General features: G+C 69.0%; 27 protein-coding genes. 14 read left to right on the top strand and 13 right to left on the bottom strand.

Annotation, left to right across the window (positions count from 1 at the left end):
* Positions 1-3: 3 nt before the first annotated feature.
* Together GBZ26_RS04850 and GBZ26_RS04845 are read right to left on the bottom strand one after the other, a co-directional pair.
* Positions 4-900: an NAD(P)-dependent methylenetetrahydromethanopterin dehydrogenase gene (locus GBZ26_RS04850; protein ID WP_174437854.1), complete on the bottom strand. Its 897-nt coding sequence runs from the start codon at positions 898-900 to the stop codon at positions 4-6.
* A 33-nt stretch (positions 901-933) separates the two neighbouring features.
* On the bottom strand, positions 934-1,929 hold the full coding sequence (locus GBZ26_RS04845; RefSeq protein WP_174437853.1) for a beta-ribofuranosylaminobenzene 5'-phosphate synthase family protein: 996 nt from the start codon (positions 1,927-1,929) through the stop codon (positions 934-936).
* Between the two features lie 133 nt (positions 1,930-2,062).
* Here GBZ26_RS04845 and GBZ26_RS04840 point away from each other — a divergent pair, with 133 nt between their 5' ends.
* The 11 genes from GBZ26_RS04840 to GBZ26_RS04790 all read left to right on the top strand — a co-directional run bounded on the left by GBZ26_RS04840 (position 2,063) and on the right by GBZ26_RS04790 (position 11,730).
* Positions 2,063-2,440 (top strand): 4a-hydroxytetrahydrobiopterin dehydratase, encoded by a 378-nt coding sequence (locus tag GBZ26_RS04840; protein WP_174437852.1) that lies wholly within the window; start codon positions 2,063-2,065, stop codon positions 2,438-2,440.
* 4 nt (positions 2,441-2,444) lie between these two features.
* Positions 2,445-3,746 carry a formylmethanofuran dehydrogenase gene (locus GBZ26_RS04835; protein WP_174437851.1) on the top strand — a complete coding sequence of 434 codons (1,302 nt, stop codon included), beginning with the start codon at positions 2,445-2,447 and terminating at the stop codon, positions 3,744-3,746.
* Complete coding sequence (locus tag GBZ26_RS04830) at positions 3,740-5,389, top strand: formylmethanofuran dehydrogenase subunit A (RefSeq protein WP_174437850.1); 1,650 nt, start codon at positions 3,740-3,742, stop codon at positions 5,387-5,389. The genes GBZ26_RS04835 and GBZ26_RS04830 overlap by 7 nt, the downstream gene beginning before the upstream one ends.
* Positions 5,389-6,288, top strand: coding sequence for a formylmethanofuran--tetrahydromethanopterin N-formyltransferase (gene fhcD / locus GBZ26_RS04825; RefSeq protein ID WP_174437849.1), 900 nt, complete (start codon positions 5,389-5,391; stop codon positions 6,286-6,288). Before GBZ26_RS04830 ends, fhcD begins: the two co-directional genes overlap by 1 nt.
* Entirely contained in the window at positions 6,285-7,109 is an 825-nt protein-coding gene (locus tag GBZ26_RS04820) for a formylmethanofuran dehydrogenase subunit C (protein WP_174437848.1), read from the top strand. The genes fhcD and GBZ26_RS04820 overlap by 4 nt, the downstream gene beginning before the upstream one ends.
* 13 nt (positions 7,110-7,122) lie before the next feature.
* Positions 7,123-8,313: an ABC transporter substrate-binding protein gene (locus GBZ26_RS04815; RefSeq protein ID WP_174437847.1), complete on the top strand. Its 1,191-nt coding sequence runs from the start codon at positions 7,123-7,125 to the stop codon at positions 8,311-8,313.
* A gap of 39 nt (positions 8,314-8,352) precedes the next feature.
* Positions 8,353-9,333, top strand: a complete 981-nt coding sequence (locus tag GBZ26_RS04810; protein ID WP_174437846.1) for a PQQ-dependent catabolism-associated beta-propeller protein — start codon at positions 8,353-8,355, stop codon at positions 9,331-9,333.
* Between the two features lie 68 nt (positions 9,334-9,401).
* A complete protein-coding gene (locus GBZ26_RS04805) occupies positions 9,402-10,196 on the top strand; it encodes an ABC transporter ATP-binding protein (protein ID WP_174437845.1) in 795 nt (264 codons plus the stop codon).
* Positions 10,193-11,008 carry an ABC transporter permease gene (locus GBZ26_RS04800; RefSeq protein WP_174437844.1) on the top strand — a complete coding sequence of 272 codons (816 nt, stop codon included), beginning with the start codon at positions 10,193-10,195 and terminating at the stop codon, positions 11,006-11,008. The genes GBZ26_RS04805 and GBZ26_RS04800 overlap by 4 nt, the downstream gene beginning before the upstream one ends.
* Before the next feature lie 94 nt (positions 11,009-11,102).
* Positions 11,103-11,285, top strand: a complete 183-nt coding sequence (locus GBZ26_RS04795) for a hypothetical protein (protein ID WP_174437843.1) — start codon at positions 11,103-11,105, stop codon at positions 11,283-11,285.
* 40 nt (positions 11,286-11,325) lie between these two features.
* Positions 11,326-11,730, top strand: coding sequence for a hypothetical protein (locus GBZ26_RS04790; protein WP_174437842.1), 405 nt, complete (start codon positions 11,326-11,328; stop codon positions 11,728-11,730).
* A 12-nt stretch (positions 11,731-11,742) separates the two neighbouring features.
* Here GBZ26_RS04790 and GBZ26_RS04785 read toward each other — a convergent pair whose 3' ends face one another.
* Genes GBZ26_RS04785 through GBZ26_RS04760 form a run of 6 tightly spaced genes read right to left on the bottom strand, consistent with a single transcriptional unit; the run spans position 11,743 to position 15,996 of the window.
* Complete coding sequence (locus GBZ26_RS04785; RefSeq protein WP_174437841.1) at positions 11,743-12,447, bottom strand: (5-formylfuran-3-yl)methyl phosphate synthase; 705 nt, start codon at positions 12,445-12,447, stop codon at positions 11,743-11,745.
* Positions 12,444-13,022 (bottom strand): DUF447 domain-containing protein, encoded by a 579-nt coding sequence (locus GBZ26_RS04780; protein WP_174437840.1) that lies wholly within the window; start codon positions 13,020-13,022, stop codon positions 12,444-12,446. Before GBZ26_RS04780 ends, GBZ26_RS04785 begins: the two co-directional genes overlap by 4 nt.
* The gene (locus GBZ26_RS04775; protein WP_174437839.1) at positions 13,019-14,386 is read right to left on the bottom strand and encodes a DUF6513 domain-containing protein; all 1,368 of its coding nucleotides are present in this window, start codon (positions 14,384-14,386) and stop codon (positions 13,019-13,021) included. Before GBZ26_RS04775 ends, GBZ26_RS04780 begins: the two co-directional genes overlap by 4 nt.
* Positions 14,379-15,020, bottom strand: a complete 642-nt coding sequence (locus GBZ26_RS04770; protein ID WP_174437838.1) for an amino acid kinase family protein — start codon at positions 15,018-15,020, stop codon at positions 14,379-14,381. The genes GBZ26_RS04775 and GBZ26_RS04770 overlap by 8 nt, the downstream gene beginning before the upstream one ends.
* A complete protein-coding gene (locus GBZ26_RS04765) occupies positions 15,017-15,451 on the bottom strand; it encodes a dihydroneopterin aldolase (RefSeq protein ID WP_174437837.1) in 435 nt (144 codons plus the stop codon). The genes GBZ26_RS04770 and GBZ26_RS04765 overlap by 4 nt, the downstream gene beginning before the upstream one ends.
* A 32-nt stretch (positions 15,452-15,483) precedes the next feature.
* Positions 15,484-15,996 carry a DUF3280 domain-containing protein gene (locus tag GBZ26_RS04760; protein ID WP_174437836.1) on the bottom strand — a complete coding sequence of 171 codons (513 nt, stop codon included), beginning with the start codon at positions 15,994-15,996 and terminating at the stop codon, positions 15,484-15,486.
* A 49-nt stretch (positions 15,997-16,045) separates the two neighbouring features.
* On the opposite strand from GBZ26_RS04760, the gene GBZ26_RS04755 reads away from it, so the two are divergent.
* A complete protein-coding gene (locus GBZ26_RS04755) occupies positions 16,046-16,675 on the top strand; it encodes a hypothetical protein (protein WP_174437835.1) in 630 nt (209 codons plus the stop codon).
* A 15-nt stretch (positions 16,676-16,690) separates the two neighbouring features.
* Here the strand turns inward: GBZ26_RS04755 and GBZ26_RS04750 are convergent, their stop codons facing one another.
* The 3 genes from GBZ26_RS04750 to GBZ26_RS04740 form a co-directional block, all read right to left on the bottom strand.
* On the bottom strand, positions 16,691-18,001 hold the full coding sequence (locus tag GBZ26_RS04750) for a quinoprotein dehydrogenase-associated putative ABC transporter substrate-binding protein (protein WP_246654082.1): 1,311 nt from the start codon (positions 17,999-18,001) through the stop codon (positions 16,691-16,693).
* Between the two features lie 21 nt (positions 18,002-18,022).
* Positions 18,023-18,460: a c-type cytochrome gene (locus GBZ26_RS04745; RefSeq protein WP_174437834.1), complete on the bottom strand. Its 438-nt coding sequence runs from the start codon at positions 18,458-18,460 to the stop codon at positions 18,023-18,025.
* Between the two features lie 100 nt (positions 18,461-18,560).
* Entirely contained in the window at positions 18,561-20,444 is a 1,884-nt protein-coding gene (locus GBZ26_RS04740; protein WP_174437833.1) for a methanol/ethanol family PQQ-dependent dehydrogenase, read from the bottom strand.
* Between the two features lie 478 nt (positions 20,445-20,922).
* On the opposite strand from GBZ26_RS04740, the gene GBZ26_RS04735 reads away from it, so the two are divergent.
* Positions 20,923-21,117 (top strand): hypothetical protein, encoded by a 195-nt coding sequence (locus GBZ26_RS04735; protein ID WP_174437832.1) that lies wholly within the window; start codon positions 20,923-20,925, stop codon positions 21,115-21,117.
* Positions 21,118-21,444: 327 nt separating this feature from the next.
* On the top strand, positions 21,445-21,663 hold the full coding sequence (locus tag GBZ26_RS04730) for a hypothetical protein (RefSeq protein WP_035680398.1): 219 nt from the start codon (positions 21,445-21,447) through the stop codon (positions 21,661-21,663).
* Between the two features lie 44 nt (positions 21,664-21,707).
* Here the strand turns inward: GBZ26_RS04730 and GBZ26_RS04725 are convergent, their stop codons facing one another.
* Both GBZ26_RS04725 and GBZ26_RS04720 read right to left on the bottom strand, forming a co-directional pair.
* A complete protein-coding gene (locus GBZ26_RS04725; protein ID WP_174437831.1) occupies positions 21,708-23,123 on the bottom strand; it encodes a UdgX family uracil-DNA binding protein in 1,416 nt (471 codons plus the stop codon).
* Between the two features lie 2 nt (positions 23,124-23,125).
* The gene (locus GBZ26_RS04720; RefSeq protein ID WP_174437830.1) at positions 23,126-24,340 is read right to left on the bottom strand and encodes a putative DNA modification/repair radical SAM protein; all 1,215 of its coding nucleotides are present in this window, start codon (positions 24,338-24,340) and stop codon (positions 23,126-23,128) included.
* Positions 24,341-24,392: the final 52 nt, after the last annotated feature.

Below are 24,392 nucleotides of genomic sequence, written 5' to 3'. Positions count from 1 at the left end.
GTGTCAGCCGGCGATCTGGCGGGCGGCGTCGTAGGCATCGCAGAAATCCAGATACTCCGCCGACTTCGCCGCGGCGAGGCGGGTCAGCAGGGCGTGCTGCACCCGGAACTTGACCGCGCCGACCGCCAGCGCACCGACGCCGACGCCGCGGCCGCCGGGAAGCGGTGTGCCGTTGTCCTTGGGGCCGACCCCTTCGATCCCGGACGGCGGAACCGCATTGATGTCCGCCGCGACCAGCAGGCGCCCCGCCGCGGCGAGGTTGCGCGCCGACAGGATCTGCATGCCGGCCCGCCCGCAGCCGAACACCACCTCGGCATCAGCGAGCAGCGCCTCCCGCGCCGCGTCGTCGGGTGCGTCGGCGCAGGCGAGTTCCACCCCGAAGCGCCGCCGGAACTCGGCGGCCTTCGGCTCGACGCCCGACAGGCCGCGGTGGCTGACCAGTGTGACGCGCGCGCCGGCGAGGGCTGCGATCACGGCGGCGATTCCGCCGACCACGCCGGTTGCGCCGAACACCTTGAGGGTCAGCCCCTTGATCCCGTCCGGATGGCTGCGGCGCAGGGCGCGCTCGACGACGGCGACCATGGCGCCGGCCGTCGTGAAGGCGCCCGACGGATCGACCATGACCGAGATGGTGAAGGGCGCGAACATGGCCTTGCGGGCGGCGTCCATCATGTCGAGCGCCAGGACCGCGTCGCGCCCGCCGATGAACAGCCCGGTGCGCGCCGCGTTCGCCGGATCGCGGGAGAACATCGCGTCCTGGGTGATGCCGGTGACCTCGTCCAGCGCGACGCCGGTGTAGGGGAACAGCGGCCCCATGCCGGCGTCCGCCGCCATGTTGACGTCGAAGGCGCTGACGTGCTTCAGCGGCGTCAGCATGTGCAGAACATAGGGTGCGGCCATCGCGCGCCTCCCGCTTGGCTCGGGTGTGTGGGGTCAGGAGGCCCGCAGCACCACCCGGTCGATGGTGGATTCCAGCGTCGCGCCGTCGTTGCGGCCACGGGCCAGATGGAAGTCCAGCGCGGAGCCTGCCCAGCGGCGCCGCGCCTCCGCCAGCAGGGCCTCGGCCCGCCGGGCGTCGCCGACGATGGCGAAGCCGGTCGGCCCCCAGGACGTCTGTCCCACGCCGGGAATGCCCTCGGTCTCCAGCCACGCTAGCGCCTCGGCGACCAGGGGGCTGGTGAAGCGCCCGCCTTGGACCGGGGCGAAATGGTCGCCCACGGTGCGTTGCAGCTCGCCCACCGCCTGCCCGAAACGGTCGGCGTCGCCCTCGATCAGCGCCGGAAGCGCCGCCATGACGATCAGGCGGCAGAGATGCCCGGCCCGCTCCGCCGGAAAGGGCGGCAGCGCCTTGAATGCCTGCAACTCGGCGGTGCCGTGCAGCCCCTGGCCGTCGCGGTGCAGGATCAGCAGGACCCGCCAGGACTCCGGAAATGGCAGGCGCGCGACGATGGGCGGCGGCGCGTCGTCCGGCCCGCGGCCACCGTCCAGGATGACGCCGCCGTTCTCGAAGGCGCCGATCCCGATGCCCGAACGGGCGCCGCGCTCCAGCTCCGCGGCGAGGCGGCGCACCGTCGAAGGACGCCCGTGCAGATGCGCAAGCGCGGTGCCGACCGCCAAGCCGAGTTGGGTGCCGGACCCCAGCCCGACATGCTCGGGAATGGCCTCCTCCACCGTCAGTTCGGCGCAGGCCGGCCAGCGGAAACGGTCGCAGACCGCCCGCGCGGCCTTCAGCGCGCGCTCCGCCGATGGGCCGCTTGCGCTGAGGTGGTCGGAGGGTCGCGCTTGCAGCGTCGTCGCCATCCCGTCGAGCGTCAGGCCCAAACTGCCGAAACGGCGGCCCAGACCGCCGTTCATGTCGAGAAACCCCAAATGCAACCGCGCGGGCGCCGTGACCCGCACCTCCCTGATTTCATCGACGCCGAGTGGCATGAGGACCTCACTCGCTTAAGGAAAGTTGCGTCGTTCTTTTAGTCATGATAATCTTTCGTTAAAGAAAGACCCCGATCCAATAGTATATACCTCTTCGGGGTGAGGACTGTTCGGTCACTTCGGGGAGGAAGACATGACCGCGGTTCAGGAAACCACCTATTCCGATACGGAAATCGCTGAGCGACTGCAGAAAATATTGCCGAGGTGGCGGTTCGAGGACGGCTGGATTCGGCGCAAGTACAAGACGAACAGTTGGAAGGGCACCCTGATGGTGATCAACACGGTCGGCCATCTGGCCGAGGCCGCGTGGCACCACCCGGACCTCACCGCCTCCTACGCCTGGGTCGAGGTGCGGCTGAAGACTCATTCGGCCAAGGGCATCACCGACAAGGATTTCGACCTCGCCCGCAAGATCGAGGAGGTCATCCAGTGGCAGCCCGCCCGTGATGGCGGCGCCCTGGAGGGCACGCCCCGCGACGACCCGCGCTTCGCCTACATCAAGTACGACTGACGGCATGGCGAGCGACCGGCCAATCTCTCCCGTCGCGCGACCCGTCGTCCATCGCGACGTCGTGTGCCCGTTCTGCGGCCTCGGCTGCGACGACCTGACCGTCGAGGAGGAACCGCCGTCGACGCTGGCGGTGCGCTCCACCGACTGCCCGGTGGCGCGCGAGCGCTTTTCCCGCACGCCGCCGGCAGAAGCGCCGCGCGTCGCGGGCGTCCCGGTTCCGCTGATGGAGGCGGTGGAGGCCGCCGCGGCGGTGCTGGCGGCAGCGCAAGCGCCCCTGGTCGCCGGTCTCGGCACCGACGTCGATGGCGCGCGGGCCGCCCTGTCGCTCGCCGAACGGCTGGGGGCGGTGGTCGATCACGTGCTGTCCGACGGGCTGTACCGAAATCTGGCGGTGCTCCAGCGCACGGGCTGGATCGCCACCACCCTGGCCGAACTGCGCAACCGCTGCGACCTGCTGGTGGTGGCCGGACCGGACCCGGCGGCGCTGCATCCCCGCCTCTTCGAGCGCTGGGTGGCGCCCACACCGGCCTTCCAATCACCGCCATCGCGGGAGGTGGTGTTCCTGTGCGGCGAGCCGCTGGATAGCACTCTGGCGGCACTTACCAACCTTCCTGTCACCATTTTGCCTGGGGACCCGGCGCGGGTCGGGGACGTGGTGGCGGCGCTGGCCGCGGCCTTGGCCGAGCCGTCCCGTGTTTCGGGAGCCGCCGGCATCGCGGCCGGCGACATCGCCGCCCTGGCGGAGCGGCTGCGCAAGGCGCGCTACGCCGTCGTGGCCTGGGCCGCCGCTGCTTTTGCAAGCCCGCACGCCGACCTGACGGTGGAACGGCTGGTCGGTCTTGTGCGCGACGCGAACCGGCACACCCGCTGCGCCGGTCTGCCGCTGGCCGGGTACGACAATGTGGTCGGGGTCAATCAGGTCTGCACGTGGCACTTCGGCGTGCCGCTGCGCACGTCGCTGGCCAGAGGGGCGCCGCTGCACGATCCCCACCGCTTCGCCTGGATGCGCTATGCGGAGGTGGCGGACACCGTCGTCTGGGTGTCCGCCTTCCGGCCGGAGGTGCCGGCCTTTTCCGCGGGGCAGACCGTCATTGCGTTGGCCCCGCCGGGAACGGCCTTTGCCGACGAGCCGGCGGTGTTCATCCCCGTCGGCACGCCGGGCATCGACCATGCGGCCCACGTCTTCCGCAGCGACACGGTGGTCGCCCTGCGCGCGCGGGGCCTGATCGACCGTGGCTTGCCGGACGCCGCGACCGTGCTGAAGGCCATCGCCGCCGCCCTGCCACAGGAGGCGCCCACATGCTGACGAAGCTCGCCGGGGCGCGCCTTTACGACCCGGCCAACGGGCGCGACGGAGCGGTGGGCGACCTGTTCGTCCGGGATGGGCGGATCGTTGCCGATCCCGGCCCCGGCGCCGCACCGGACGAGGTCCACGACCTGTCCGGGCGGGTCGTGATGGCCGGCGCCATCGACATCCACAGCCACATCGCCGGGGGAAAGGTCAACATCGCGCGCCTGTTGATGGCGGAGGAGCACCGCGCGGCGGCGCAGGAGCCTTGCGGATGCGTCGGCCTTGCCACCCCGTCCACCCACGCCACCGGCTGCCGCTACGCCCAGATGGGCTACACGGCGGCCTTCGAGCCGGCGATGCTGCCCAGCAACGCCCGCCACGCGCATCTGGAGATGGCGGACATCCCGCTGATCGACACCGGCGGCTATCTGGTGCTGGGCAACGACGACCTGCTGCTGGAGCTTCTCGCCTCCGGCGCCGGGGAGGAGGCGGTGGCCGATTACGTCGGCTTCATGCTGAACGCCACGCGCAGCCTCGCGGTCAAGGCGGTGAATCCCGGCGGCATCAACGCCTTCAAGTACAACCAGCGCCGCCTCGACGTGGACGAGAACGGCCCGTTCCACGCCATCACGCCGCGCCGCATCCTCACCTCCCTGGCGGGGGCGGTGCAGCGGCTGGGGATTCCGCACCCGCTGCATCTGCATGGCTTCAACCTCGGCGTTCCCGGCAATGTCGAGGCGACGCTCGACAGCATCGCGGCGGTCGATGGTCTGCGGCTTCACCTCACCCACGTCCAGTTCCACGCCTACGGCGCGGAGGGCGACCGGAAATTCTCCTCCTCCGCCGCGCGCGTGGCCGAGGCGGTCAACCGCCGGCCCAACATCTCGGTGGACGTCGGGCAGATCATGTTCGGCCAGACGGTGACGGCCTCGGCCGACACCATGGCGCAGATGAACAACGCCGGGCTCGCCCACCCGAAGAAATGGGTGATGATGGACATCGAATGCGACGCGGGCTGCGGCGTCGTGCCTTTCCGCTACCGCGACAAGGTCTTCGTCAACGCGCTGCAATGGGCGATCGGGCTGGAGCTGTTCCTGCTGATCGAGGATCCCTGGCGCGTCTTCCTCACCACCGACCACCCGAACGGCGCGCCCTTCACCAGCTATCCCGAGCTGATCCGACTGCTGATGGACCGCGATCACCGCCTCGCCCGGATGGCGGAGCTGCACCCGGCGTTGCCGGAACACACCATCCTGGGGTCGCTGACGCGTGAGTATTCGCTGGGCGAGATCGCCACCATGACCCGCGCCGCGCCGGCGCGCATCCTGGGCCTGACCGACCGCGGCCATCTCGGGCCGGGGGCGGTCGCCGACATCACCGTCTACACCGACCGGCCGGACCGCCGCGCCATGTTCGAGAAACCCGACCTCGTCTTCAAGGATGGCCGGCTGATCGTCCGCGACGGCGTGGTGGTGGCGGTCCTCCAGGGGCGCACGCATGTGGTCGAGCCGGCCTACGACCCGACGATCGAGTCCTGGATGGCGCGCCGCTTCGACGAGCGCATGGGCCAGCGGCTGACGCATTTCCGCATCGCGGAGGAAGAAATCCGAGGCGGCACCGGCCTCGTCCGCCACGCCTGTCTTCCGGGGGCGTTCTGATGCGGCTCAACGGCGTCCACATCGAGGACACCTTTGCCGAGGCCTTTCCCATGCTCGGCACGCGGCTGGTGATCACCGCCGACACGCCGGACTGGGTCCAGGCGGCGGTGGTCAGCCTGACGGGCTTCGCCACCTCGGTCATCGCCTGCGGCTGCGAGGCGGCGCTGGAACGCGTGTTGCCATCCGATGAAACCCCGGACTCCCGGCCCGGCGCCGCGGTTCTGCTGTTCGCCATGTCCAAGGCGGAACTGGCGAAGCAGGTGGCGCGCCGCGTCGGGCAGTGTGTCATGACCTGCCCCGGGACGGCCTGCTACGCGGGGCTGCTGGACGGGCCGACAATCCCGCTCGGCAACGCGCTGCGCTATTTCGGCGACGGCTGGCAGATCGCCAAGCGGGTCGGGTCCCGCCGCTATTGGCGCATCCCGGTCATGGACGGCGAATTCCTGTGCGAGGCGGCCACCTCGGCGGTCGACGGCGTCGGCGGCGGCAACTTCATCATCCTGGCGGCGGACTGCCGCGCCGGACTGGCAGCGGCGCAGGCCGCGGTCCTGGCGATCCGCCAACTGCCGGGGGCGATCCTGCCCTTTCCCGGCGGGGTGGTCCGCTCCGGCTCCAAGATCGGCGGCAAGTACAAGGGGATGATCGCCTCCACCAACACCGCCTTCTGCCCGACCCTGCGGGCGGCGGTGCCGGCGTCTCTGGTGCCGGAGGGGGTGGAATCCATCCTCGAACTGGTCATCGACGGGGTGAGCGAAGCGGCGGTCGCCGCCGCCATGCGCGCGGGCATCGCCGCGGTGGCGGACCTCGGCGCCGAGGGCGGGGTGGTATCGGTCACCGCCGGCAATTACGGCGGCAAGCTCGGCCGCTACCAGTTCCGCCTGCACGAGGTGATGGCATGAGCGGCATCATCCTCACCACGCGCGATCCTTCCGGTCCGCCCATCGACATGACGGGCGTGCTGCCGGAGCGGCTGGCCGCTGGCGGACGGGAGGCGCTGGCCGGGCTGACGCTGCTCCGCGGTCGGGAGCGCCATCGGCTGGACACGCTGTTCACGCTGGAGGACGGCGGCCATCCCGGTAGCTTGGTCCTACGACCCGGTGGTGCGGTGCTCGACGGGGTGGGGACCGGCATGAGCACTGGAGAGATTCGGGTCGAGGGGGATTGCGGCGCCTACGCCGGCAGCGCCATGAGCGGTGGCACGCTGACCATTGAAGGAAACTGCGGCGCCTTCGTCGCCGCCGAAATGTCCGGCGGACGCCTGCGCGTCGCGGGCGATGCCGGCGATTTCCTGGGGGCACCGCTGGCCGGCGGCACGCGCGGCATGAGCGGCGGCACCGTCGTCGTCATGGGCAACGCCGGCGAGCGGGTCGGCGAGCGGATGCGCCGTGGACTGATCGCCGTCCACGGCCGGGTGGGGAGCCTGTGCGGCGCCCGGATGATCGCCGGGACCATCGTCGTCGGCACCGGTTGCGGACCCGATGCGGGGCAGGCCATGCGCCGCGGCTCCATCCTGTTGCAGCGAGCCCTGGAGTCTGTTCCGTCCGGTTTCGTCGACGGCGGCATGAACGACTGGCTGTTTCTGGACCTGATGCGGAAGGAGCTGATCGATGGCGGGGCATGGCCCAGTGGATTTCCAACCGCCGGAACCCGTGCCCGGCGCCTTATCGGCGACCGGACGGCCGGGGGAATCGGAGAGGTGCTTATCCTTGCAGAAGCGTAGCGGGCGGCCTCCCGTGAGCCGGGCCGCCGCCCTTCTGACCGTCGCCGCGGTGCTCCTGTTCGGGGACCCGGCGTGGGGCGCCGATCCGCTGGTGGTCCGCATCGGCTATCTGACCCGCGCGGAGGAGCCGCGGATTCCCCAGACCTTCCTCGAACCGGTGTCGGAGGACGAGGGCGTCCAGGGCGCCCGCCTCGCCATCGCCGACAACAACACGACGGGGCGGTTCCTCAACCAGCGCTTCGATCTGGTCGAGGTGACCGTGCCGGAGGACGGGCGCGTCGAGGACGCCGTGCGCGACCTCGCCGGGCAGGGCGTGCGCCTGCTCGTCGCCGACCTGAGGGAGGACGCGCTTCTCGCCGCGGCGGCGGCGCCCGAGGCGGGCGACATGCTGATCTTCAACACCCGCGCCCCGGACGACGACCTGCGCAACGAGCGCTGCCGCGCCAATCTGCTGCATGTGACGCCCAGCCGGCGGATGCAGGCCGACGCGCTGGCCCAGTATCTCGCGTCGCGGAAATGGATGAACTGGCTGCTGGTGGTCGGGCGGACGCCGGAGGACGCCGCCTACGCCGACGCGATCCGCGCCGCCGCCAAGCGCTACCGCGCCAAGATCGTCGAGGAAAAGCGCTGGACCTTCGAGGACGCGAACCGCCGCGTCGACACCGGCCACGTCACCGTCCAGTCAGAAATCCTCACCTTCACCCAGGGCACCGAGCACGACGTGCTGGTCGTCGCCGACGAGGCGGACGGGTTCGGCGAATATCTGCTCTACCAGACGTGGCTGCCCCGCCCGGTCGTCGGCACCCATGGGCTCGTCCCGACGGCGTGGTCGCGCGTGCATGAGCAGTGGGGGGCGACACAGATTCACAGCCGCTTCGAACGGCAGGCCGGGCGCTGGATGCGTCCGCGCGACTACACCGCCTGGATGGCCGTCCGTGCGGTGGGGGAGGCGGCGACGCGCACCAAGTCCGCCGACCCCGCGGCGCTTGCCGCCTTCGTGCGCGGCCCGGATTTCGCCCTGCCGGCCTTCAAGGGGCAGGGGCTGACCTTCCGCGACTGGGACGGGCAGCTTCGGCAGCCGGTGCTGCTGGCCGGGCCGCGGGTGCTCGTCTCGGTGTCGCCGCAGCCGGGCTACCTGCACCAGTTCTCGGAACTCGACACGCTCGGCGACGATCGCCCGGAAAGCCGGTGCCGCAACCGCTGAGAAAAGCCCCGGCAGGGGGCAACCATGGGAGGGAACGTCATGTCGTTAACCGGAGGAGCCGCCCGGATCGGCGCTTTAGCGCTGCTGGGCTTCGCCGTTGCCCAGCCCGCGCAGGCGGACACCATCTTCGTGTCGAACGAGAAGAGCAACACCGTATCGGTTGTGGACGGCGGCAAGCTGCAGGTGGTCGCCACGATCAAGGTCGGCCGCCGGCCGCGCGGCATCACCTTCAACGAGGACATGACGCGGATCTTCGTCTGCGTCGGCGACGACAATCGGATCGATGTCATCGACGTGGCGACCCAGAAGGTGGTCGACCGGCTGCCGTCGGGCCCGGATCCGGAGCTGTTCGTCCTCGACCCGCAGGGGCATCGGCTCTACGTCGCCAACGAGGACGACAACATGGTCTCGGTGGTCGACATCGCGAGCAAGAAGATCATCGGCGAGATCCAGGTGGGGGTGGAGCCGGAGGGCATGGGGGTCAGCCCGGACGGCAAGATTCTGGTGAACACGTCCGAAACGACGAACATGGCCCATTTCATCGACACGGAGTCGCACAAGATCATCGACAACGTGCTGGTCGATGCGCGCCCGCGCGTCGCCCAGTTCACCGGGGACGGGCGGTTCGTCTGGGTGTCGTCGGAGGTCGGCGGGACAGTCAGCGTCATCGACGCGGCCTCGCGCAAGCTCGTCCACAAGATCAGCTTCGCGGTCCAGGGCGTGCCGCGCGAATCCATCCAGCCGGTCGGCATTCAGCTGACCAGCGACGGGCAGCGGGCCTTCGTTGCCCTCGGCCCGGCCAACCGGGTCGCCGAGATCGACGCCAAGACCTACGAGGTGAAGCGCTACCATCTCGTCGGCCAACGAGTCTGGAACCTGGCATTGTCGCCGGACGAGAAACGCCTCTACACGACGAACGGCGTCAGCAACGACATGTCGGTGATGGACCTGGAGCGCGGCCGGGTCGTGAAGTCGATCTCGGTCGGCGGCGCGCCTTGGGGCGTGATCGTCAAGCCGTGACCTTATAGCCCTCTCCCCTCTGGGGAGAGGGGATTTCACACACGATTGCTCCCGGCGATGGAGACGACATGGATTGCTTCGAAACGGCGCCAACCGACCCGCGAGCCCGTTCCGGTGACGCCGCGGCGGAACCGGTCCTGGCGGTCGAGGGGCTGAGCCACAGCTTCGGATCGCGGGCGGCGCTGGACGGCGTGTCGTTCGGCATCCCCGCGGGGCGGTTCACCGTGCTGCTGGGGCTCAACGGCGCCGGGAAGACGACACTCTTTTCGCTGATCACGCGGCTCTACAACACCCGCCGGGGGAGCATCCGCGTCTTCGGCGCCGACATGCGCCGGCACCCGGCCCAGGCGCTGGCGCGCATCGGCGTGGTGTTCCAGCAGCCGACGCTCGACCCGGACCTGACCGTCATCCAGAACCTGCGCTACCACGGCGGGCTTCACGGGCTGGCGCCCGCCGACATCGAAGCGCGGGCGGGCGAGGAGCTGGCCCGCATCGGTCTGGCCGAGCGCGCCGACGAGCGCGTGCGCACCCTGTCCGGCGGCCAGCGGCGGCGGGTGGAGATCGCCCGTGCTCTGCTCCATCGCCCCAGCCTGCTGCTGCTGGACGAGCCGACCGTCGGGCTCGACATCGCGCTGCGCCGGCAGGTCCTCGACCATGTGCACGACCTCTGCCGGGAGCGTGGGCTGGCCGTGCTCTGGGCGACCCACCTGATCGACGAGGCGCGCGACGGTGACGGCGTCGTGGTGCTGCACCGCGGGCGCGTGCTGGCTGCCGGGCTGGTGGAGGCGGTGTGCGCCGCCACCGGTGCCGCGACCCTGGGCGACGCCTTCGCCCGGCTGACGGAGACGGGGGGGAGGGAATGAACGCGACGCTCCGCTGGCGCTGCCTGCGCGCGGTGATCGTTCGCGAGGGGTTGCGCTTCGTGCACCAGCGCGAGCGGTTCTTCGCCGCGCTGGTGCGGCCGCTGGTCTGGCTGGCCATCTTCGCGGTGGGCTTCCGCGCGGTGCTCGGCCTGTCGATCATCCCGCCCTACGAGACCTACATCCTCTACGAGGATTACGTGACTCCGGGGCTGGTGGCGATGATCCAGCTCTTCAACGGGATGCAGAGTTCGCTGTCCATGGTCTACGACCGCGAGATGGGCAGCATGAAGACCCTGCTGGTCAGCCCGCTGCCGCGCTGGTACCTGCTGGTCTGCAAGCTGCTGGCCGGCGTCCTGGTGTCGATCGCCCAGGTCTATGTCTTCCTCGCCATCGCCTGGTTCTGGGGCGTCCAGCCGCCGGAACTCGGCTATCTCGCCGTGCTGCCGGCCCTGGTGCTGAGCGGGCTGATGCTGGGCGCGCTCGGTCTCCTGCTGTCCTCCTTCATCCGGCAGCTGGAGAATTTCGCGGGCGTGATGAACTTCGTCATCTTCCCGATGTTCTTCGCCTCCTCCGCGCTCTACCCGCTGTGGCGCATCCGCGAGGGCAGCCCGACGCTCGCCTGGATCGCCGGGATCAACCCCTTCACGCAGGCGGTCGAACTGATCCGCTTCGCGCTGTACCTGCAATTCAACGGCACGGCGTTCCTGGCTGTCACCGCGTGCCTTGCGCTGTTCCTGGGCGGAGCGATCCTCGCCTACGATCCTGGACGCGGTTTCTGGGCCCGCCGCGGCGGCCCGGCGGAACAGGGGTGATAAGACGGGCGGAACCGCCCCCGGCGACCTCCGGTTGATGGAGCAGACGACCGTCCGGTCATCCCGCCGGGCGGGCTCGGGTGGAGGAAACGTCATGACGGGACATTCCGACAAGGCTCAGGACCAGCCGCGCGGCGAGAAGAGCGTTCTCGGCAGCGAGCAGGAATTCAAGAAGGACCAACCGCAGGACGCCGGCCGGGAGGAGCGGGCGAAGGAGGACATCGGCCGCATGGGCGAAGCGTCACGCCGGAACCGCAGCACGAAGGACGCGGGTTGAGGGCGCCAGATCTTCCAACATCATCCCGGAGGACAGGTCCATGAAACATGTTCACATCCTGGCCGGTGCATCCGCGCTGGCCTTCGCCGCGATCGTGGCGGCGGTTCCGGCGTCGGCCCAGACCACGGGCGGCGCGATGCCTCAAGGTTCCGGAAGCCAAGGCTCCAGCCCATCGACCGGCGCTCTGCCGGACAACTCTCTGGCCGGGCAGCGGCAGGGCACCGTCGGCGGCGAGGTCACCCAAGGCGGCGGGCAAAGCGGCACGTCCGGCTCCACAACGCCCGATTCTTCGGCGTCCGGTGCGTCGGGCGGTTCCACGAGCGGCACCGGCGCTCTGCCGGACAACTCCCTGGCCGGACAGCGGCAGGGAACCATCGGTGGTGGCTCGGTGTCGCAGGGCGGCAATGCCACCTCCCAGCCGCCGAAGCAGGGTTCCGGGCAGTAGCGGGTCGCGCGTTCAACCGGTGAGAGGCTGTTCCGGGACGGCGCCGCGGACCGTGGCCAGCGCGGCCGGGTCCAACGCGCCGCCCCGGTCGGCACCGGAGCACAGTGCGGTGCGGAAACCGAGATAATCGGGCGCGAGCGGCAGCAAATTCGGAATGTCGTCCAGGCGCAGTGAACCGGCGAGCCCGGTGAGCAGGCCGTGGCTGTGTGCCTGTGCCAGGAAGCGCGCCAACTCGTCCTTCGTCGTGTGCCGCAGCAGCCCGCCGGAGCCTTTTCCCGCGGTGTCGAGCATGGCTCCGGCGAAGCCCGCTCTCGCGATGTCGGGAAGCAAGGTGCCGAGGTCGGCCCAAAGATCGGCGAACAGCACGGCGACGATGCGGGCGCCACGCCGGGCCTCCGGCGCCAGTGCCGCCACGCAGCCCGCCGGATCGCCGGACGGGAACAGGCCGATCTTCACGTAATCGACGCCGCAGGCCCAGGTTTCGGACACCCGCCCCGCCACGATTATGGGGTCCATTGGCAGGTCGCCCACCGTGGCGCTCAGCGGCGCACGGACGGGCCGTTGGCGAGTCGCATCGACGGCGCGGACAATGCCGTCCAGCGGCCATGCCCCGAGCGCACCCGTTTTCGGGTCCTTCAAATCCAGAATGTCCGCGCCCCCCCGCGCCGCAAGCGTCAGTTCCTCCAGGGACGCAACACTGGCGAGCAGCCGGGTCATGGTGCCCTCTCTCCACCAGCCCGGTGTTCGGCGATGCGGTCGAGCAGCCAGCCCCACGCCTCCAACTCCACGGGACCGGCGGTCTTGCCGATGGCGATGGACAGATAGTCGATCTCGCGGTCGACCTTCTCGGAGGGCAAGAGATGCAGGCGGCTGACCAGGATCGCCCCCTCCACGACCGCCGCCTGCGCCCGGTTGAAGCCGCGGAAGGGTCGGTGGGTGGCGAGATGCACCGGGCGGCAGTCCAGGCGGGGCCGCAACCCGTCATCCTCCACCGCGGCCACCTTCACCTCCTCGTGCGCCAGTGCGCCGGCAAGCACCGCGCCGCGGATGCGCTCCGCCGGCACGGTCGGCCAGTCGCGTTTCCGCCCGGTGACGCAGCCGGCGAACACCCGGACGTCGTCGGTGAAGTTGATCACCGCGCAGCGCGTGGCGAGCAGGTTGTCGAGCGTGCGCGACGGGCGGAAGGGCGCCAGGACATAGCCGGTCTCGGTCACCGTGGCGCCCATCGGGGCGACGTGGACGTTGCCCGCCGTGTCGCGGCTCGTGACGATGGTTTCGCGGATGAAGGTCACGTCCCGCGCCCTCCCGTGCCGTTCGGCGCGTCCACCGCGACGCCCCAGCGCAGTTCGTTGTCCTGGCTGTAGCGCTTGCCGAGCTGCCAGGCGATCTGCGCGCGGGCCAGCTCCGCCCCGAGATAGAAGGCGTGCCCCGGATCGGTGTGGGGGGCGATGTGCGGCAGCATGGCAAAGGGATCGCCGGCCACATGGTGGCCGTCGCGGTTGTAGAGATGGAGCCCCTGTTCCGTCACCTCGATCCGGTAGTTCGGGTCGCGGATGCGGGCGGCGAGGTCGGCCACCTGCTCCGGCGTGCTGCTGAAGGGCTTGCGGTCGCGCAGGCAGAGCAGGGCGTCGCCGAAATTGCGGGGCAGGGCGCCGGCCTCCGCGGCGGCGAAGAACTGGCGCCGGGCCGCGTCGAACTCGCGGATGGTACGGCGGCAATGGGGGCTGACCTGCACCGTCAGGATGTGGTCGATGCGCAGTTCGGAAACGATTCCCATCAGCAGCGCGGTCATCCCCGGCGTGTCGGCGTCGGTCAGCTCGGTCACGTTGCCGACCCCCATGAGGATTTCCAGGTCGGGATGGCGCGCCCGGACCTCGCGGTAGCGCAGCAAGGAGTCGGTGAAGCCGTGGTGGATCGGCTCCAGGACCGGGTCGGCGACGCAGCGCCGCCCTTCGCCGCGGATGGTGTCCAGCGCGCGATCGAGCGACGGCAGATCGCTCGGCGTGGTCGGGATGACGATGGGCACCGCGTCGGTCTCGCGGGCGACCCAGGCGGTCTCCTCGGTCAGGCTGAGCAGGTAGGAGGCGCCCGCCGCGGCACCGCGCAGCAACTCCCTGGGATCGAGGGAATCGACGCTGACCGTGTGGCCGGCCTCGCGCAGCGCCGTCACCGCCTCCTCCAGATGGGGAAAGGGATGGTCGGGCAGCCCGCCGAGGTCGATCACGTCGGCCCCGTCCGCCGCGAAGCGGGCGGCGCGCTCCAGGATGGCCGGCACGCCGAGCAGCGGCGCCTCGACGATCTCGGCGAAGATCTTTGTGTGGTAGCGGCTGAGATCGAGCGGGGCGGCCTGACGCCGGAAATGCTGGGGCAGGTCCTCCAACTCGTCGGGGCCGCGCTCGAAGGGCACGCCGAAATGCGCGGACAGCCGGTCGAGGTCACCGCGGAACCGCCCTGGCAGCAGGACGAGGTCCGCCCCCTCGGTCGAGGCGAGACGGCGCAGCACGATCTCCGTCGTCGCCAGCGCCGCGACCTTGATGCCGAGATCGACCACGGTGGCCTGGAACTCCAGCGGTTCCAAGGAGGCCAGGACGTGGCGCAGGCGCGGTTCGGCCAGCGCGCCGGTCAGGAACAGGACGTGCTTGGGGCGCTCAGCCATCGGCGTTCGGATCGTCGGAAGGCAGGGTCAGCCGGGTGCCGCACGGGTTGCTCTGGTCCAGCGCCTTGGCGAAGCGCCGGTGATCGTCGCGCGACACGCACCATACGGCCCCGCCGTAGCGTGCCAGGCGCTCCGGGAGGGCCGGATCGACGACGCCCTCCGTGACGAGTTCTGACACCGGAACGGCGGCGTCCGGCAATGGAGCGGACTTGACGAGAACCGCGCAGGTGGCGCCGAGCGCGCCGGCCAGCCAGACCGCCAGACTGTCGGAGGTGACGTCCCAGCTTTCCGCCACGTCGGCATCCTCCGCCAGGGGGAGCGGCATCCAGACGGTCGGGCTCGGCCGGCCGCGCAGGTCGGCGAGGCTGCGGGCGGGGGTCAGCCGCGGCTCCAGGTCGACCAGGGCGGTTCCGTACTGCTCCATGGCGAGCAGGGCCATGCGGTGCGCGGCGCGGTCGCCGAAGCCGAGCGCCGGCTGGGCGTCGCGGACGGCGTCGGCGAAGGGACCGCCGCCGGGGACGAGCACGACCCGCAGGCGCCGTGCCGCGGCCAGAATCTCCAGCCAGCGTCGCAATTCCGGGGCGCGCCACAGGCTGCCGCCCAGTTTGACGACCCACAACGGCGCGCTGCTCATGATGACGCTTGCGCTCCCTCGGGGCGGCAACGTTCGATGACGATGCCGACGCCGCCGGATTCCGGAACGACGTCCAGCTTCTCCACCTGCACCCGCGCGCGGGTCACCTCCGGGTTCGAGAAACACAGAGCGAGAATCCGGTCGCCCAGCGTCTCGACGAGGTTCACATGGGCGCCGTCGCGAAGGGCGCGGATGCCGTCGATCAGGAAGTCGTAGGACAGCACCTCATCCAGGCTGTCGGTCATCGGCCGGTCAGGCCAGGGCAGCGTCAGCGAGACGTTGATCCGGACGCGCTGCGTGCGGTCCTTCTCCTGGTCCCAGACGCCGATCCTGAACTGGTCCACATAGTCGCGCAGTGTGATGTCGTAGTACCGGACGCGGCTCGCCGCCGGGCGGTACGGCACATAGGAGAGCAAAGCGTCGTCGGCCAAGCGATCCTCCTCCCCGTGTCCGTCAGGGTTCGTCACCGGTCGGACGGCAGTGCGGGCAGCAGGCGGTGACGCAGCAGCCATTCGACGCCGCGCCGCCATGACCGCTCGTTGTCGCCGCGGATGTCCGCGTTCCCAACGGCGATAATCTCGCCGTCTCCGGTGCGGCGCATTATAATCTGCATGTTGAGGATCAGCGTGCTGATCTTATGGATGAAACCGGTCACCACGATGTCCGCGCCGGCCCGGCGCCCAAGGTCGCGTTCGCAGCCGTTGCACCGATGGAGAGACGCCGGCACCTCCGCGGCGACGGTGCTGTCGCGAACGCCGGTCACCTCGTAACCGCCGTCCTTCAGCCCGTCGCGCAGCAGCGCCGTCACCCGTTCCAGCCGTCCGGCATGGTCCGGATCGGAGGGTTCCCGGCTGGTGTCCACCAGTTCCAGATCGAAGACCAGAACCTTGGCCGGCGCCTGCGCCCCCGCGGGGGCCGCCGCACCGTTCAGCAGCAGGAGCAGGAGCGCCGTTGCGGCGAATTCCGTCGGCCTCATCCGAATGCGTGGATGGGCAAGGGCGCCCGATATCCGGCAGACTCTCATCATGCGTCACCGCTCCGCTGTCCTTGCCGTCGCGTTGCTCACCCTGGCGTCTGCCCCGGCGGCGTCCGTCCCGGCGGAGGCGGCCGGGAGCGATCCGGACTGGCCCTGCGTCCAGATTCTCGTGCCGACCCTGTCGTCCGGCCAGATCTGGCCCGGCGATCCCATCGAGGGGAAGGAAGGCGACTGGCGCGACATTCCCGGCACCGAACCGGTCCTGAAGCAACTCCTCGACCGCCGGCTCGATCCGGAGCAGGAGCAGGCGGCGATCAACCGCTTCGCCGACCAGCTGGAGGCCAACGGTGCGGCGGCGGACCGCAACGCCGCCCTTACCGCCCTGTTCGCCGGCGCCTTCGACGCGCTCAACCAGGAGCGCGGCCAAGCCATTTCGGCCATCAAGCGCTACGCCCACCAGCAGCGCGTCCTGCTCGACAGCATTGATGCGGCGCTGACCCGTCTCCAGGCGCTTCCCGCCGACGCCCCCGAGGCGACTGCGCTGCGCGAGGAGATTGCGTGGCGGCGGCGCATCCTCGACGAGCGGCGACGCAATCAGACGGCGCTGTGCGAACAGCCGGTCCAGTTTGAACAGAAGGCCGGCCGCATCGCCCGGGACATCGCTGCCCGCCTGGACTGAGGCGAGCGGTTTCGGTCAATTCGACGCGCCGCCGGTGAAGGGCTGCACCGTCTCCAGCCCGTATCCCGCCTCCTGCCAGCGCATGGCGCCGTCGGAATACCAGTAGACGTTGCCGTACCCCCACTCCACGGCGCGCTTCGCGGCGTTCCAGGACATCCAGCAGTCCGGCTCGCAGAAGAAGACCAGCCGGGCGGCCCGATCCCCATGACTCACGGTCTCCAGCCCGGCGCGGAAATAGCGCTCCTGCTCGCCCGACAGGCTGCCGTAGCCGGTGTTGGGCAGCCAGACCGCTCCCGGCAGGCTGCGGCGTGGCGGCGGAACCCACACCGCCGGCGCCGGACGGTCCGCCGGGCGCGGCGGGGCCGGCATCACGTCGATCAGCCGCGTGTCGGGAAAATGCTCGATCAGCCGCCGCAGTTCCGCCAGCGTCACGGTGGAGGCGCCGGACAGGCCGGCGGGGGTCGGGGCGCGGTACTGGTCCATCCGGTAGCCCGGCGGCTCGATCGCGGCGGCGGTCTTCAGCGCACCGTCCGGGCCGATGAGCGGGACATGGTAGCGCAGCAGGATGCGGTCGATATCGTCCTGGCGGCGCTTGATGAAATCGTTGAGCCAGTGCTTCCATTCCGGCTCGTCGGAGCGGATGCCCATGGAGATGTTGAACTGCAGCCGGGCGCCCGCCGGCTCCTTGACCAGCGGAACGACGGTCAGCGGCTCGGTCTGCTGGGCGGCGAAGTAACCGGCGATGGGCCCCCAGATCACCGCCGCGTCGGTCTTGCCGGCGGCCACGTCCTCGATGGCGTCGCGGGCCGGGTTGTTGGCGCGCGTGTCGGTGTTGAGCTGGTAGGGCTCGGTCCGGGTGATGCCGTAGAGGCGCAGCAGGTTGACCGCGGGCGTCTTCTCGACGACGCCGATGCGGGCGTCCTTCAGGGACGGATCGCCCACGCTTTCCGCCTTGATGCCCGATTTGGTGCGGTAGACGAGGGAATAGACGGTCCGGTAATAGGGGTTGGTGTTCTGCATCAGCTCTTCGCCGGACGCCGTGCCCATCACGAGGTCGCACTGCCGCGCGCGCAACGTGTTGCGGACGAAGCCAATGGTCTGCGGCCACCAGTAATAGGTCACCGGTTTCTTCAGGTCCTCGCCGATGAGCCGGGCGATCTCGTTTTCGAAGCCCTCCATCCTCTCGTTGGAATAGGGCAGGAGGTTGCCGTCGGCGCAGACGCGCACGGTCTCGCGTTCCGTCACCTCGACGGCGTGGGCCGGCGCGGTGACGGACAGCAGCGCCGCGGCGCAGGCAACGACGGTGCGCACAGAAGGAAATGCCATGAAGGGTCTCCCTCCGCCGGATCAGCCGCCGATGCGTTGCGGGCGTCCGCCGGGCAGCACGCCGTCGGCCCGCGCCTTCAGGTAGCGGTAGATGTCGTCCAGGTGATCCATGATGTTCGGATCGAGGCCGAAGGAGGGCATCACCTTGTCGCCGGTGGCGCCCTGGTTCTGGCGGCCGTTGACCACGACCTCCTTGAACTCGTCGTAGCTGAGGCGCTTGAGCGAGTCCGCGAGGCTGGGGGCGAAGGACGACCCCGACGCGTCGAAGCCGTGGCAGGTGTGGCAGGTCGCGTGGAAGCGGCGGTAGCCGTTGTAGGTTCCCTTGTCCACCTGACCGTCCTTGACGATGTAGGTCGGTGTTCCGTCGGGGGTCGTCGGCGCGTCCTGCGCCAGGGCGGCGAAACAGGCGACGGTGCCCACCGTCAGCGCACCGGTCAGCAAGCCAAGTCTGCGTTTCATGGATGTCGAGATCCTTGCCCGGAAGCCGGGTCCCAGTAAATGCCGAAGGCTCTAAAGCAAAACCCCCGGTGCGTTGCGGCACCGGGGGCAGGTCTGCCGATCACTTCTGGTCCGGGATGTGGAACACCGTCAGGACGCCACCGAGCTGGGTGTATTCGCCCAGCGACTGGTGGGCGCCGACCGCGCCGAGGCCGGCGGTCGCCACGCCTCCACCCTCGGTGTGGCCGGGATGGACGGCGTTGTGCCACGCCTGCGCCCCGGCCTCCTGGGTCAGGCCCGCGGCAAGGCCGATGCCGGCCCAGCCGCCGACGCCCGACAGCACGGCCACATACTGCTTACCGTTGTGGGTGTAGGTGTTGATGTTGCCGATGATTCCGGACGGGGTCTTGAACCGCCACAGCTCCTTGCCGTCCTTCATGTCGACGGCGACGAGGTAGCCTTCGAGCGTCCCGTAATAGGCGACGCCGCCCTTGGTGGACAGGGCGCCGCTCCACACCGCGAAGCGCTCCGGCCGCGACCAGACGATCTTGCCGGCCGCCGCGTCCCAGGCGATGAAGTTGCCCATGCCGCCGTGCGAGTTCGGCGTCGGGTACATGGACACGGTCGAGCCGACATAGGCCTGCCCCGCCGTGTAGGAGACGGAGAACGGCTCGTAGTCCATGCAGATGTGGTTGGTCGGGACATAGAACAGGCCGGTGTCCGGCGAGAAGGAGGCCGGCTGCTGGTCCTTGGTGCCGAGCGCCGCCGGGCACACGGCGGAGGTGTTCTTGTCCTCGCCATTGGCGAAGGTGCTGTATTTGTCGACGACGTTCGGCCGCCCGGTCTTCATGTCGACGTCGGTCGCCCAATTGACCGTCGGGTCATATTTCTGCGCGACGAGCAACTCGCCGGTCGCCCGGTCCAGCGTGTAGGCGAAGCCGTTGCGGTCGAAGTTGACCAGGACCTTGCGCTGCTGGCCGTTCATGTTGATGTCGGCCAGGATGTTCTCGTTGACGCCGTCGAAGTCCCATTCGTCGAAGGGCGTCTTCTGGTAGACCCACTTCGCCTCCCCGGTGTCGGGATCGCGGGCGAAGATGGTCATCGACCATTTGTTGTCGCTCTTGGCCCGGTCCTTGTCGACAGCCCGCTGCGTCGGGTTCCAGGTGCCGGGGTTGCCGGTGCCGTAATAGATCAGGTTGAGCGCCGGGTCGTAGGTGTACCAGCCCCAGGTGGTCCCGCCGCCGCGCTTCCATTCGTCGCCCGGCCAGGTCGAGACGCCGAGGTCCTTCTGCCCGATCGGCTTGCCCATCATCATCGTCTTCGACGGATCGATCTTCACGTCGGCGTCCGGACCGGTCGAGAAAGCCCGCCAGACCATCTTGCCGCTGTTGGTGTCGTAGGCCGTCAGATGGCCGCGCACCCCGAACTCGCCGCCGCTGATGCCGACGAAGACCTTGTCCTTGACCACCAGCGGGGCCGCCGTCAGGGTCTCGCCCTTGGTGTGGTCGCCATTCTTTGCCTTCCACATCTCCTTGCCGGTCTTGGCGTCGAGCGCGACCAGCGTGTTGTCCGCCTGGGCCAGGAAGACCTTGCCGTCGGCGACCGCGACGCCGCGGTTGACGGTGTCGCAGCACATCACCGGGATGACGGTCGGGTCCTGGACCGATTCATATTTCCAGATGACCCGCCCCGGGTTGTTGAGGTCGAGTGCGAAGACCTTGTTGGGGAACGGCGTGTGAATGTACATCACGTCGCCGACGACGATCGGCCCGCCTTCATGGCCACGCAGAACCCCGGTTGAGAACGACCACGCGACCTGGAGATTTTTCACATTGTCGGTGGTGATCTGGTTGAGCGGGCTGTACCGCTGCCCGGCATAATTGCCGAGTTGGGACGCCCAGTTGTTGGGGTTCGCTTCATTCTTGAGAATACTGTCGTTCGCAGAAACCGAGCCGGCTGCGACGACAGCGACAGACGCCAGAAGCCAGCGAGACAATACCTTCATGACGATCCCTCCCGTGATGGCGCTTATTGTTTACCCAAAAACCAATGGGCTTCTTGCTTATGAGCGCAGCGCTGAGTGCAAAAGGGCGTTGTCGCGCGGATGTCGTCGCGCGGTATGTTTTGTTCTGAATTCAATATTCAGAAAAGCTGACGCCAAATTGGCACTTAATGCTATATTGGGACCATCTTCTCGTCAAGGCTCTGCCGAATAGAAAACGCCAAACAATTGCCTTGCGCCAGATTTATCCGGAACTGACCGCAAATTGGTAGTAAGCAATTAATCCTTCAAAAGATGATTTTGTAATTTATTTATTTGCAGTTTCCGAAGAGATGTTTGTGCAGAGCAGCAATATTTGCTGCATAGCAGCGCGACCCGATCCGCGGCGCCGGCTGTTGATGGATGTGTTCCGGCCTTCGTCCCCTTGGATGACGTGTTGAAGGCGCCGGCTCATCGAGTTTTCGTACAGGAAACGCGAACCATGTTTGAACTGGTTCTGGTGATCTGTCTGGCCATGCGGCCGGACCAATGCGCCATCGAGCGTCCACTCTCCTTTGAACGGTACCCGACCGCGGTCGAATGCACGCGCAACAGCTACGTCCACGTCGTGCATTGGCTCATGGAACATCCCAACTGGAACGTCCGCCAATGGCGGTGCGAGCAGCCCGGGGCCTGACGCCAGCGCAGGTCGCTTCAAGGATAGAAAGCACGTCTCTCAACGTTCCGTTGATCTGCGGCGCGCCGACTCCAGACTTGCGCGAAGGCTTCTCTGGACCTCGCGGCCTGTTCTGCTTCATCCGCTGCACCAACGGCTTCGCAAACTCCCAACCTTTAGGCATTGGTTAACCTTCGATGCCTAATGATTCGGCGCCCTGTGGCTTGGCTCATTTCCGAGCAGCCGGAATCCCGCAATCCTGTCCTCGTCCTGGGCATGGCATGCGGCTTGCTCTCGCTGATCCACACGATGTTGGCACAGCTGTGCCGTTGCGTTTTGGAGCGCCCGATGTTTGTTACCCTGTCGATGATCTTCTGCCTGGCGTCCGATCCGACCCAGTGTCGGACCATCAACCCGATGGTTCCCGACACCGAACCCCTGACCATGTCGAGCTGTCCGATCGCCGGTCAGATCGAGAGTGCCAAGTGGATCAACGACCACCCGAAGTACGAGCTTCAGCGCATCCAATGCACGGTGGGCAAGCGGTTCAAGCAGCAGGGCGCGTGAGGGTTTGACCGTGAGGGTTTGACGGGAGACGGTCCGGTGCCGTCTCACGCCAGCGCCGCGGCCCGGCGCAGGTCTGCCACGAACTCCGCCTGCGCCCGCCGCCGCTCCTCGTCTCCCGGAAGTCTCAGCAGGTAAGAGGGGTGGACGGTGACGAAGCCGTTCCACCCGTCGAAGGCCATCGGCCCGCGCTCACGCAGCACCGAAACGGGCCGGCCGCTCAGCGCCAGGGCCGCGGTGGCTCCCAGCGCGACAACGAGGCGGGGGCGGACGAAGCCCAACTCCGTCATCAGCCACCAGCGGTAATGCTTGACCTCGCCGGCGGTGGGGGACTGGTGGATGCGCCGCTTGCCGCGCTGGACGAATTTGAAATGCTTGACGGCGTTTGTCAGGTAGAGGCCGCCGCGGTCGACGCCGGCTTCCTCCAGCGCGGCGGTCAGCAACTGGCCGGCGGGGCCGACGAAGGGGCGGCCCTCGCGGTCCTCATGGTCGCCCGGCTGCTCGCCGACGATGGCGATGGCCGCGCCCTCCGGCCCTTCGCCCAGCACCGCCTGCGTCGCGCCCGGCACCAGCGGTTCGGAGCGTTGGATCAGGCGGTTCAGTTCGGCGAGGCTTTCCGGGGCCTGCCGGGCCATCGCCGCCACCGCCTTCTCCGGCATGCGGCGGCGCGGGATGGCGGCCTCCGCCTCCAGCATCGCCTGGACTCGGGCGGGGGCGGCGCGGACCATGGCCGGGATGGCCGCCGTCTCCGGCATGTTGCTCCAGTATTTCCGCGGCATCTCCGCCCGCATGGCCGTCGGGTTGACCCGCGCCGGGTTGAAGGTGCTCTCGTAATAGCGCAGCCAGCCCTCGGCGAAGCGGTCGTCGGCCAAGGAGTCCGGACGCTCGGCGGGCGGCCCGGTCATCAGGCGGTGGCGGTCCCAGTGCAGCGATCCCTTCGGTGTCAGGATCGTCCACACCATGCTTTCGAAGCGCTCGACGAAGAAGGGGGCGACGGCCTCGACGATGTGGTGGTCGGGCTCGAACCACGCGACGTAGCGTTCCCCGCCGTCCGGGCCGGGCGGAGCCGGGGGCAGGGCGCGGAAGCGCAGGAAGGCGTGCATCTTGTGGATGTCCCGGCGCACCGCCTTGTCGAGCCGCTCCAGCCGGTGCACCAGCGGGTCGGCGTGCTGGTCGAGCAGAGCCCGCTCCCCGTTCAGCACCCGCCAGACCAGCCGGTACAGCAGGGCGTAGCGTTCCGGATCGCCGTGGCAGACGACGGTTTCGATCAGTTGCCCAACCGCCTGGGGCAGGAAGACCGGCGGGCCGTTCTCGGAAGCCGGCGCCGCGTCGTCGTCGAACAGCGACGGCGCGCCGACGGTCCACAGCACCTTGTCGGGCGCCGTCCGGGCGGCGGCGAGGCGGCGCACCGCCCGGCGGAAGCCGTCGAGGTCCGCCCCCTCCCGCAAGGTGAACGTGTGCATCGTCAGAACAGGCTGAGCTGGCTGGACGGCGTGACCAAGCGCTGGCGCAGGTCCAGCCGGTCGGTCAGTCCGCCCACGGGGTGGTAGTCGGCGGCGATCAGAAAGGGGCGGGCGCGCCGCAGACCGTTCGACAGCCGCCCCAGATCCTCCATGCGCAGACGGGTGTGGCGGCGCGCCGACAGGATCTTGTCGACGGCGCGCGCACCCAGCCCCGGCACCCGCAGCAGCATCTCGCGGTCGGCGCAGTTGACGTCCACTGGGAAACGCTCGCGGTTCTTCAGCGCCCAGGCCAGCTTCGGGTCGATGCCGAGGTCGAGCATCCCGGCCTCGCCGCCGGACGCGATCTCCTCCACGGTGAAGCCGTAATAGCGCAGCAGCCAATCGGCCTGATACAGCCGGTTTTCCCGCTGCAAGGGCGGCGGCTTGACCGGCAGGACCGAGCTGGCCTCCGGGATCGGGCTGAAGGCGGAGTAGTAGACGCGGCGCAGCCCGTAGCGCTGGTAGAGCGTGCCGCTGGTCTCCAGGACCGAACGGTCGGTGGCGTCGTCGGCGCCGACGATCAACTGGGTGCTCTGGCCGGCGGGGGAGAAGCGGCGGCGTTCCTCCTTGGCCTCGACGATGCGTTCGTTGACTTGACCCATCACCGCCTTGATGGTCCCGCCGTTCTTCTCCGGCGCGAAGGCCTTCAGGCTCTGGTCGGTGGGCAGTTCGAGGTTGATCGACAGGCGGTCCGCCCACAGCCCGGCCTGCTCGATCAGCCAGGGGCTGGCTTCGGGGATGGTCTTCAGGTGGATGTAGCCGGCAAAGCCGTGGTCGCGCCGCAGGGTCCGCGCCACCAGCATCATCTGCTCCATCGTGTGGTCCGGCGAGCGGATGATGCCGGAGGACAGGAACAGCCCCTCGATGCAGTTGCGCTTGTAGAAACCGAGAGTCAGTTCCACCACCTCCTCCACCGTGAAACGGGCGCGGCGGACGTTGGAGGAGCGTCGGTTGATGCAGTACACGCAGTCGAACAGGCAGTGGTTGGTCAGCAGGATCTTCAGGAGCGAAACGCAGCGCCCGTCCGGCGTGTAGGCGTGGCAGATGCCGGCCCCGGTGGTCGAGCCCAGCCCCTCCTTGCCGCCGCGGCGCGGCTTGGCGCCGGACGAGGCGCAGGAGGCGTCGTATTTCGCCGCGTCGGCCAGAATGCCGAGCTTCTCGATCAATGCGTCGTCCATCGTCCCATCCCACGCTGCTTGTGCGTTCTTAATATGTTCTCATGGGGTGGGG

This window comes from Azospirillum formosense (assembly GCF_013340925.1).
GTDB classification, from domain to species: Bacteria; Pseudomonadota; Alphaproteobacteria; order Azospirillales; family Azospirillaceae; genus Azospirillum; species Azospirillum formosense.
This window is presented reverse-complemented; position numbering and strand designations above follow the sequence as displayed.

What these genes read in the sequence shown, in the direction of transcription:
- GBZ26_RS04850 (WP_174437854.1), bottom strand. Translation starts at nt 900, where the DNA reads ATGGCCGCACCCTATGTTCTGCACATGCTGACGCCGCTGAAGCACGTC.
- GBZ26_RS04845 (WP_174437853.1), bottom strand. Translation starts at nt 1,929, where the DNA reads ATGCCACTCGGCGTCGATGAAATCAGGGAGGTGCGGGTCACGGCGCCC.
- GBZ26_RS04840 (WP_174437852.1), top strand. Translation starts at nt 2,063, where the DNA reads ATGACCGCGGTTCAGGAAACCACCTATTCCGATACGGAAATCGCTGAG.
- GBZ26_RS04835 (WP_174437851.1), top strand. Translation starts at nt 2,445, where the DNA reads ATGGCGAGCGACCGGCCAATCTCTCCCGTCGCGCGACCCGTCGTCCAT.
- GBZ26_RS04830 (WP_174437850.1), top strand. Translation starts at nt 3,740, where the DNA reads ATGCTGACGAAGCTCGCCGGGGCGCGCCTTTACGACCCGGCCAACGGG.
- fhcD (WP_174437849.1), top strand. Translation starts at nt 5,389, where the DNA reads ATGCGGCTCAACGGCGTCCACATCGAGGACACCTTTGCCGAGGCCTTT.
- GBZ26_RS04820 (WP_174437848.1), top strand. Translation starts at nt 6,285, where the DNA reads ATGAGCGGCATCATCCTCACCACGCGCGATCCTTCCGGTCCGCCCATC.
- GBZ26_RS04810 (WP_174437846.1), top strand. Translation starts at nt 8,353, where the DNA reads ATGTCGTTAACCGGAGGAGCCGCCCGGATCGGCGCTTTAGCGCTGCTG.
- GBZ26_RS04805 (WP_174437845.1), top strand. Translation starts at nt 9,402, where the DNA reads ATGGATTGCTTCGAAACGGCGCCAACCGACCCGCGAGCCCGTTCCGGT.
- GBZ26_RS04800 (WP_174437844.1), top strand. Translation starts at nt 10,193, where the DNA reads ATGAACGCGACGCTCCGCTGGCGCTGCCTGCGCGCGGTGATCGTTCGC.
- GBZ26_RS04795 (WP_174437843.1), top strand. Translation starts at nt 11,103, where the DNA reads ATGACGGGACATTCCGACAAGGCTCAGGACCAGCCGCGCGGCGAGAAG.
- GBZ26_RS04790 (WP_174437842.1), top strand. Translation starts at nt 11,326, where the DNA reads ATGAAACATGTTCACATCCTGGCCGGTGCATCCGCGCTGGCCTTCGCC.
- GBZ26_RS04785 (WP_174437841.1), bottom strand. Translation starts at nt 12,447, where the DNA reads ATGACCCGGCTGCTCGCCAGTGTTGCGTCCCTGGAGGAACTGACGCTT.
- GBZ26_RS04775 (WP_174437839.1), bottom strand. Translation starts at nt 14,386, where the DNA reads ATGGCTGAGCGCCCCAAGCACGTCCTGTTCCTGACCGGCGCGCTGGCC.
- GBZ26_RS04770 (WP_174437838.1), bottom strand. Translation starts at nt 15,020, where the DNA reads ATGAGCAGCGCGCCGTTGTGGGTCGTCAAACTGGGCGGCAGCCTGTGG.
- GBZ26_RS04760 (WP_174437836.1), bottom strand. Translation starts at nt 15,996, where the DNA reads ATGAGGCCGACGGAATTCGCCGCAACGGCGCTCCTGCTCCTGCTGCTG.
- GBZ26_RS04755 (WP_174437835.1), top strand. Translation starts at nt 16,046, where the DNA reads ATGCGTCACCGCTCCGCTGTCCTTGCCGTCGCGTTGCTCACCCTGGCG.
- GBZ26_RS04750 (WP_246654082.1), bottom strand. Translation starts at nt 18,001, where the DNA reads ATGGCATTTCCTTCTGTGCGCACCGTCGTTGCCTGCGCCGCGGCGCTG.
- GBZ26_RS04745 (WP_174437834.1), bottom strand. Translation starts at nt 18,460, where the DNA reads ATGAAACGCAGACTTGGCTTGCTGACCGGTGCGCTGACGGTGGGCACC.
- GBZ26_RS04740 (WP_174437833.1), bottom strand. Translation starts at nt 20,444, where the DNA reads ATGAAGGTATTGTCTCGCTGGCTTCTGGCGTCTGTCGCTGTCGTCGCA.
- GBZ26_RS04735 (WP_174437832.1), top strand. Translation starts at nt 20,923, where the DNA reads ATGTTTGAACTGGTTCTGGTGATCTGTCTGGCCATGCGGCCGGACCAA.
- GBZ26_RS04730 (WP_035680398.1), top strand. Translation starts at nt 21,445, where the DNA reads ATGTTTGTTACCCTGTCGATGATCTTCTGCCTGGCGTCCGATCCGACC.
- GBZ26_RS04725 (WP_174437831.1), bottom strand. Translation starts at nt 23,123, where the DNA reads ATGCACACGTTCACCTTGCGGGAGGGGGCGGACCTCGACGGCTTCCGC.
- GBZ26_RS04720 (WP_174437830.1), bottom strand. Translation starts at nt 24,340, where the DNA reads ATGGACGACGCATTGATCGAGAAGCTCGGCATTCTGGCCGACGCGGCG.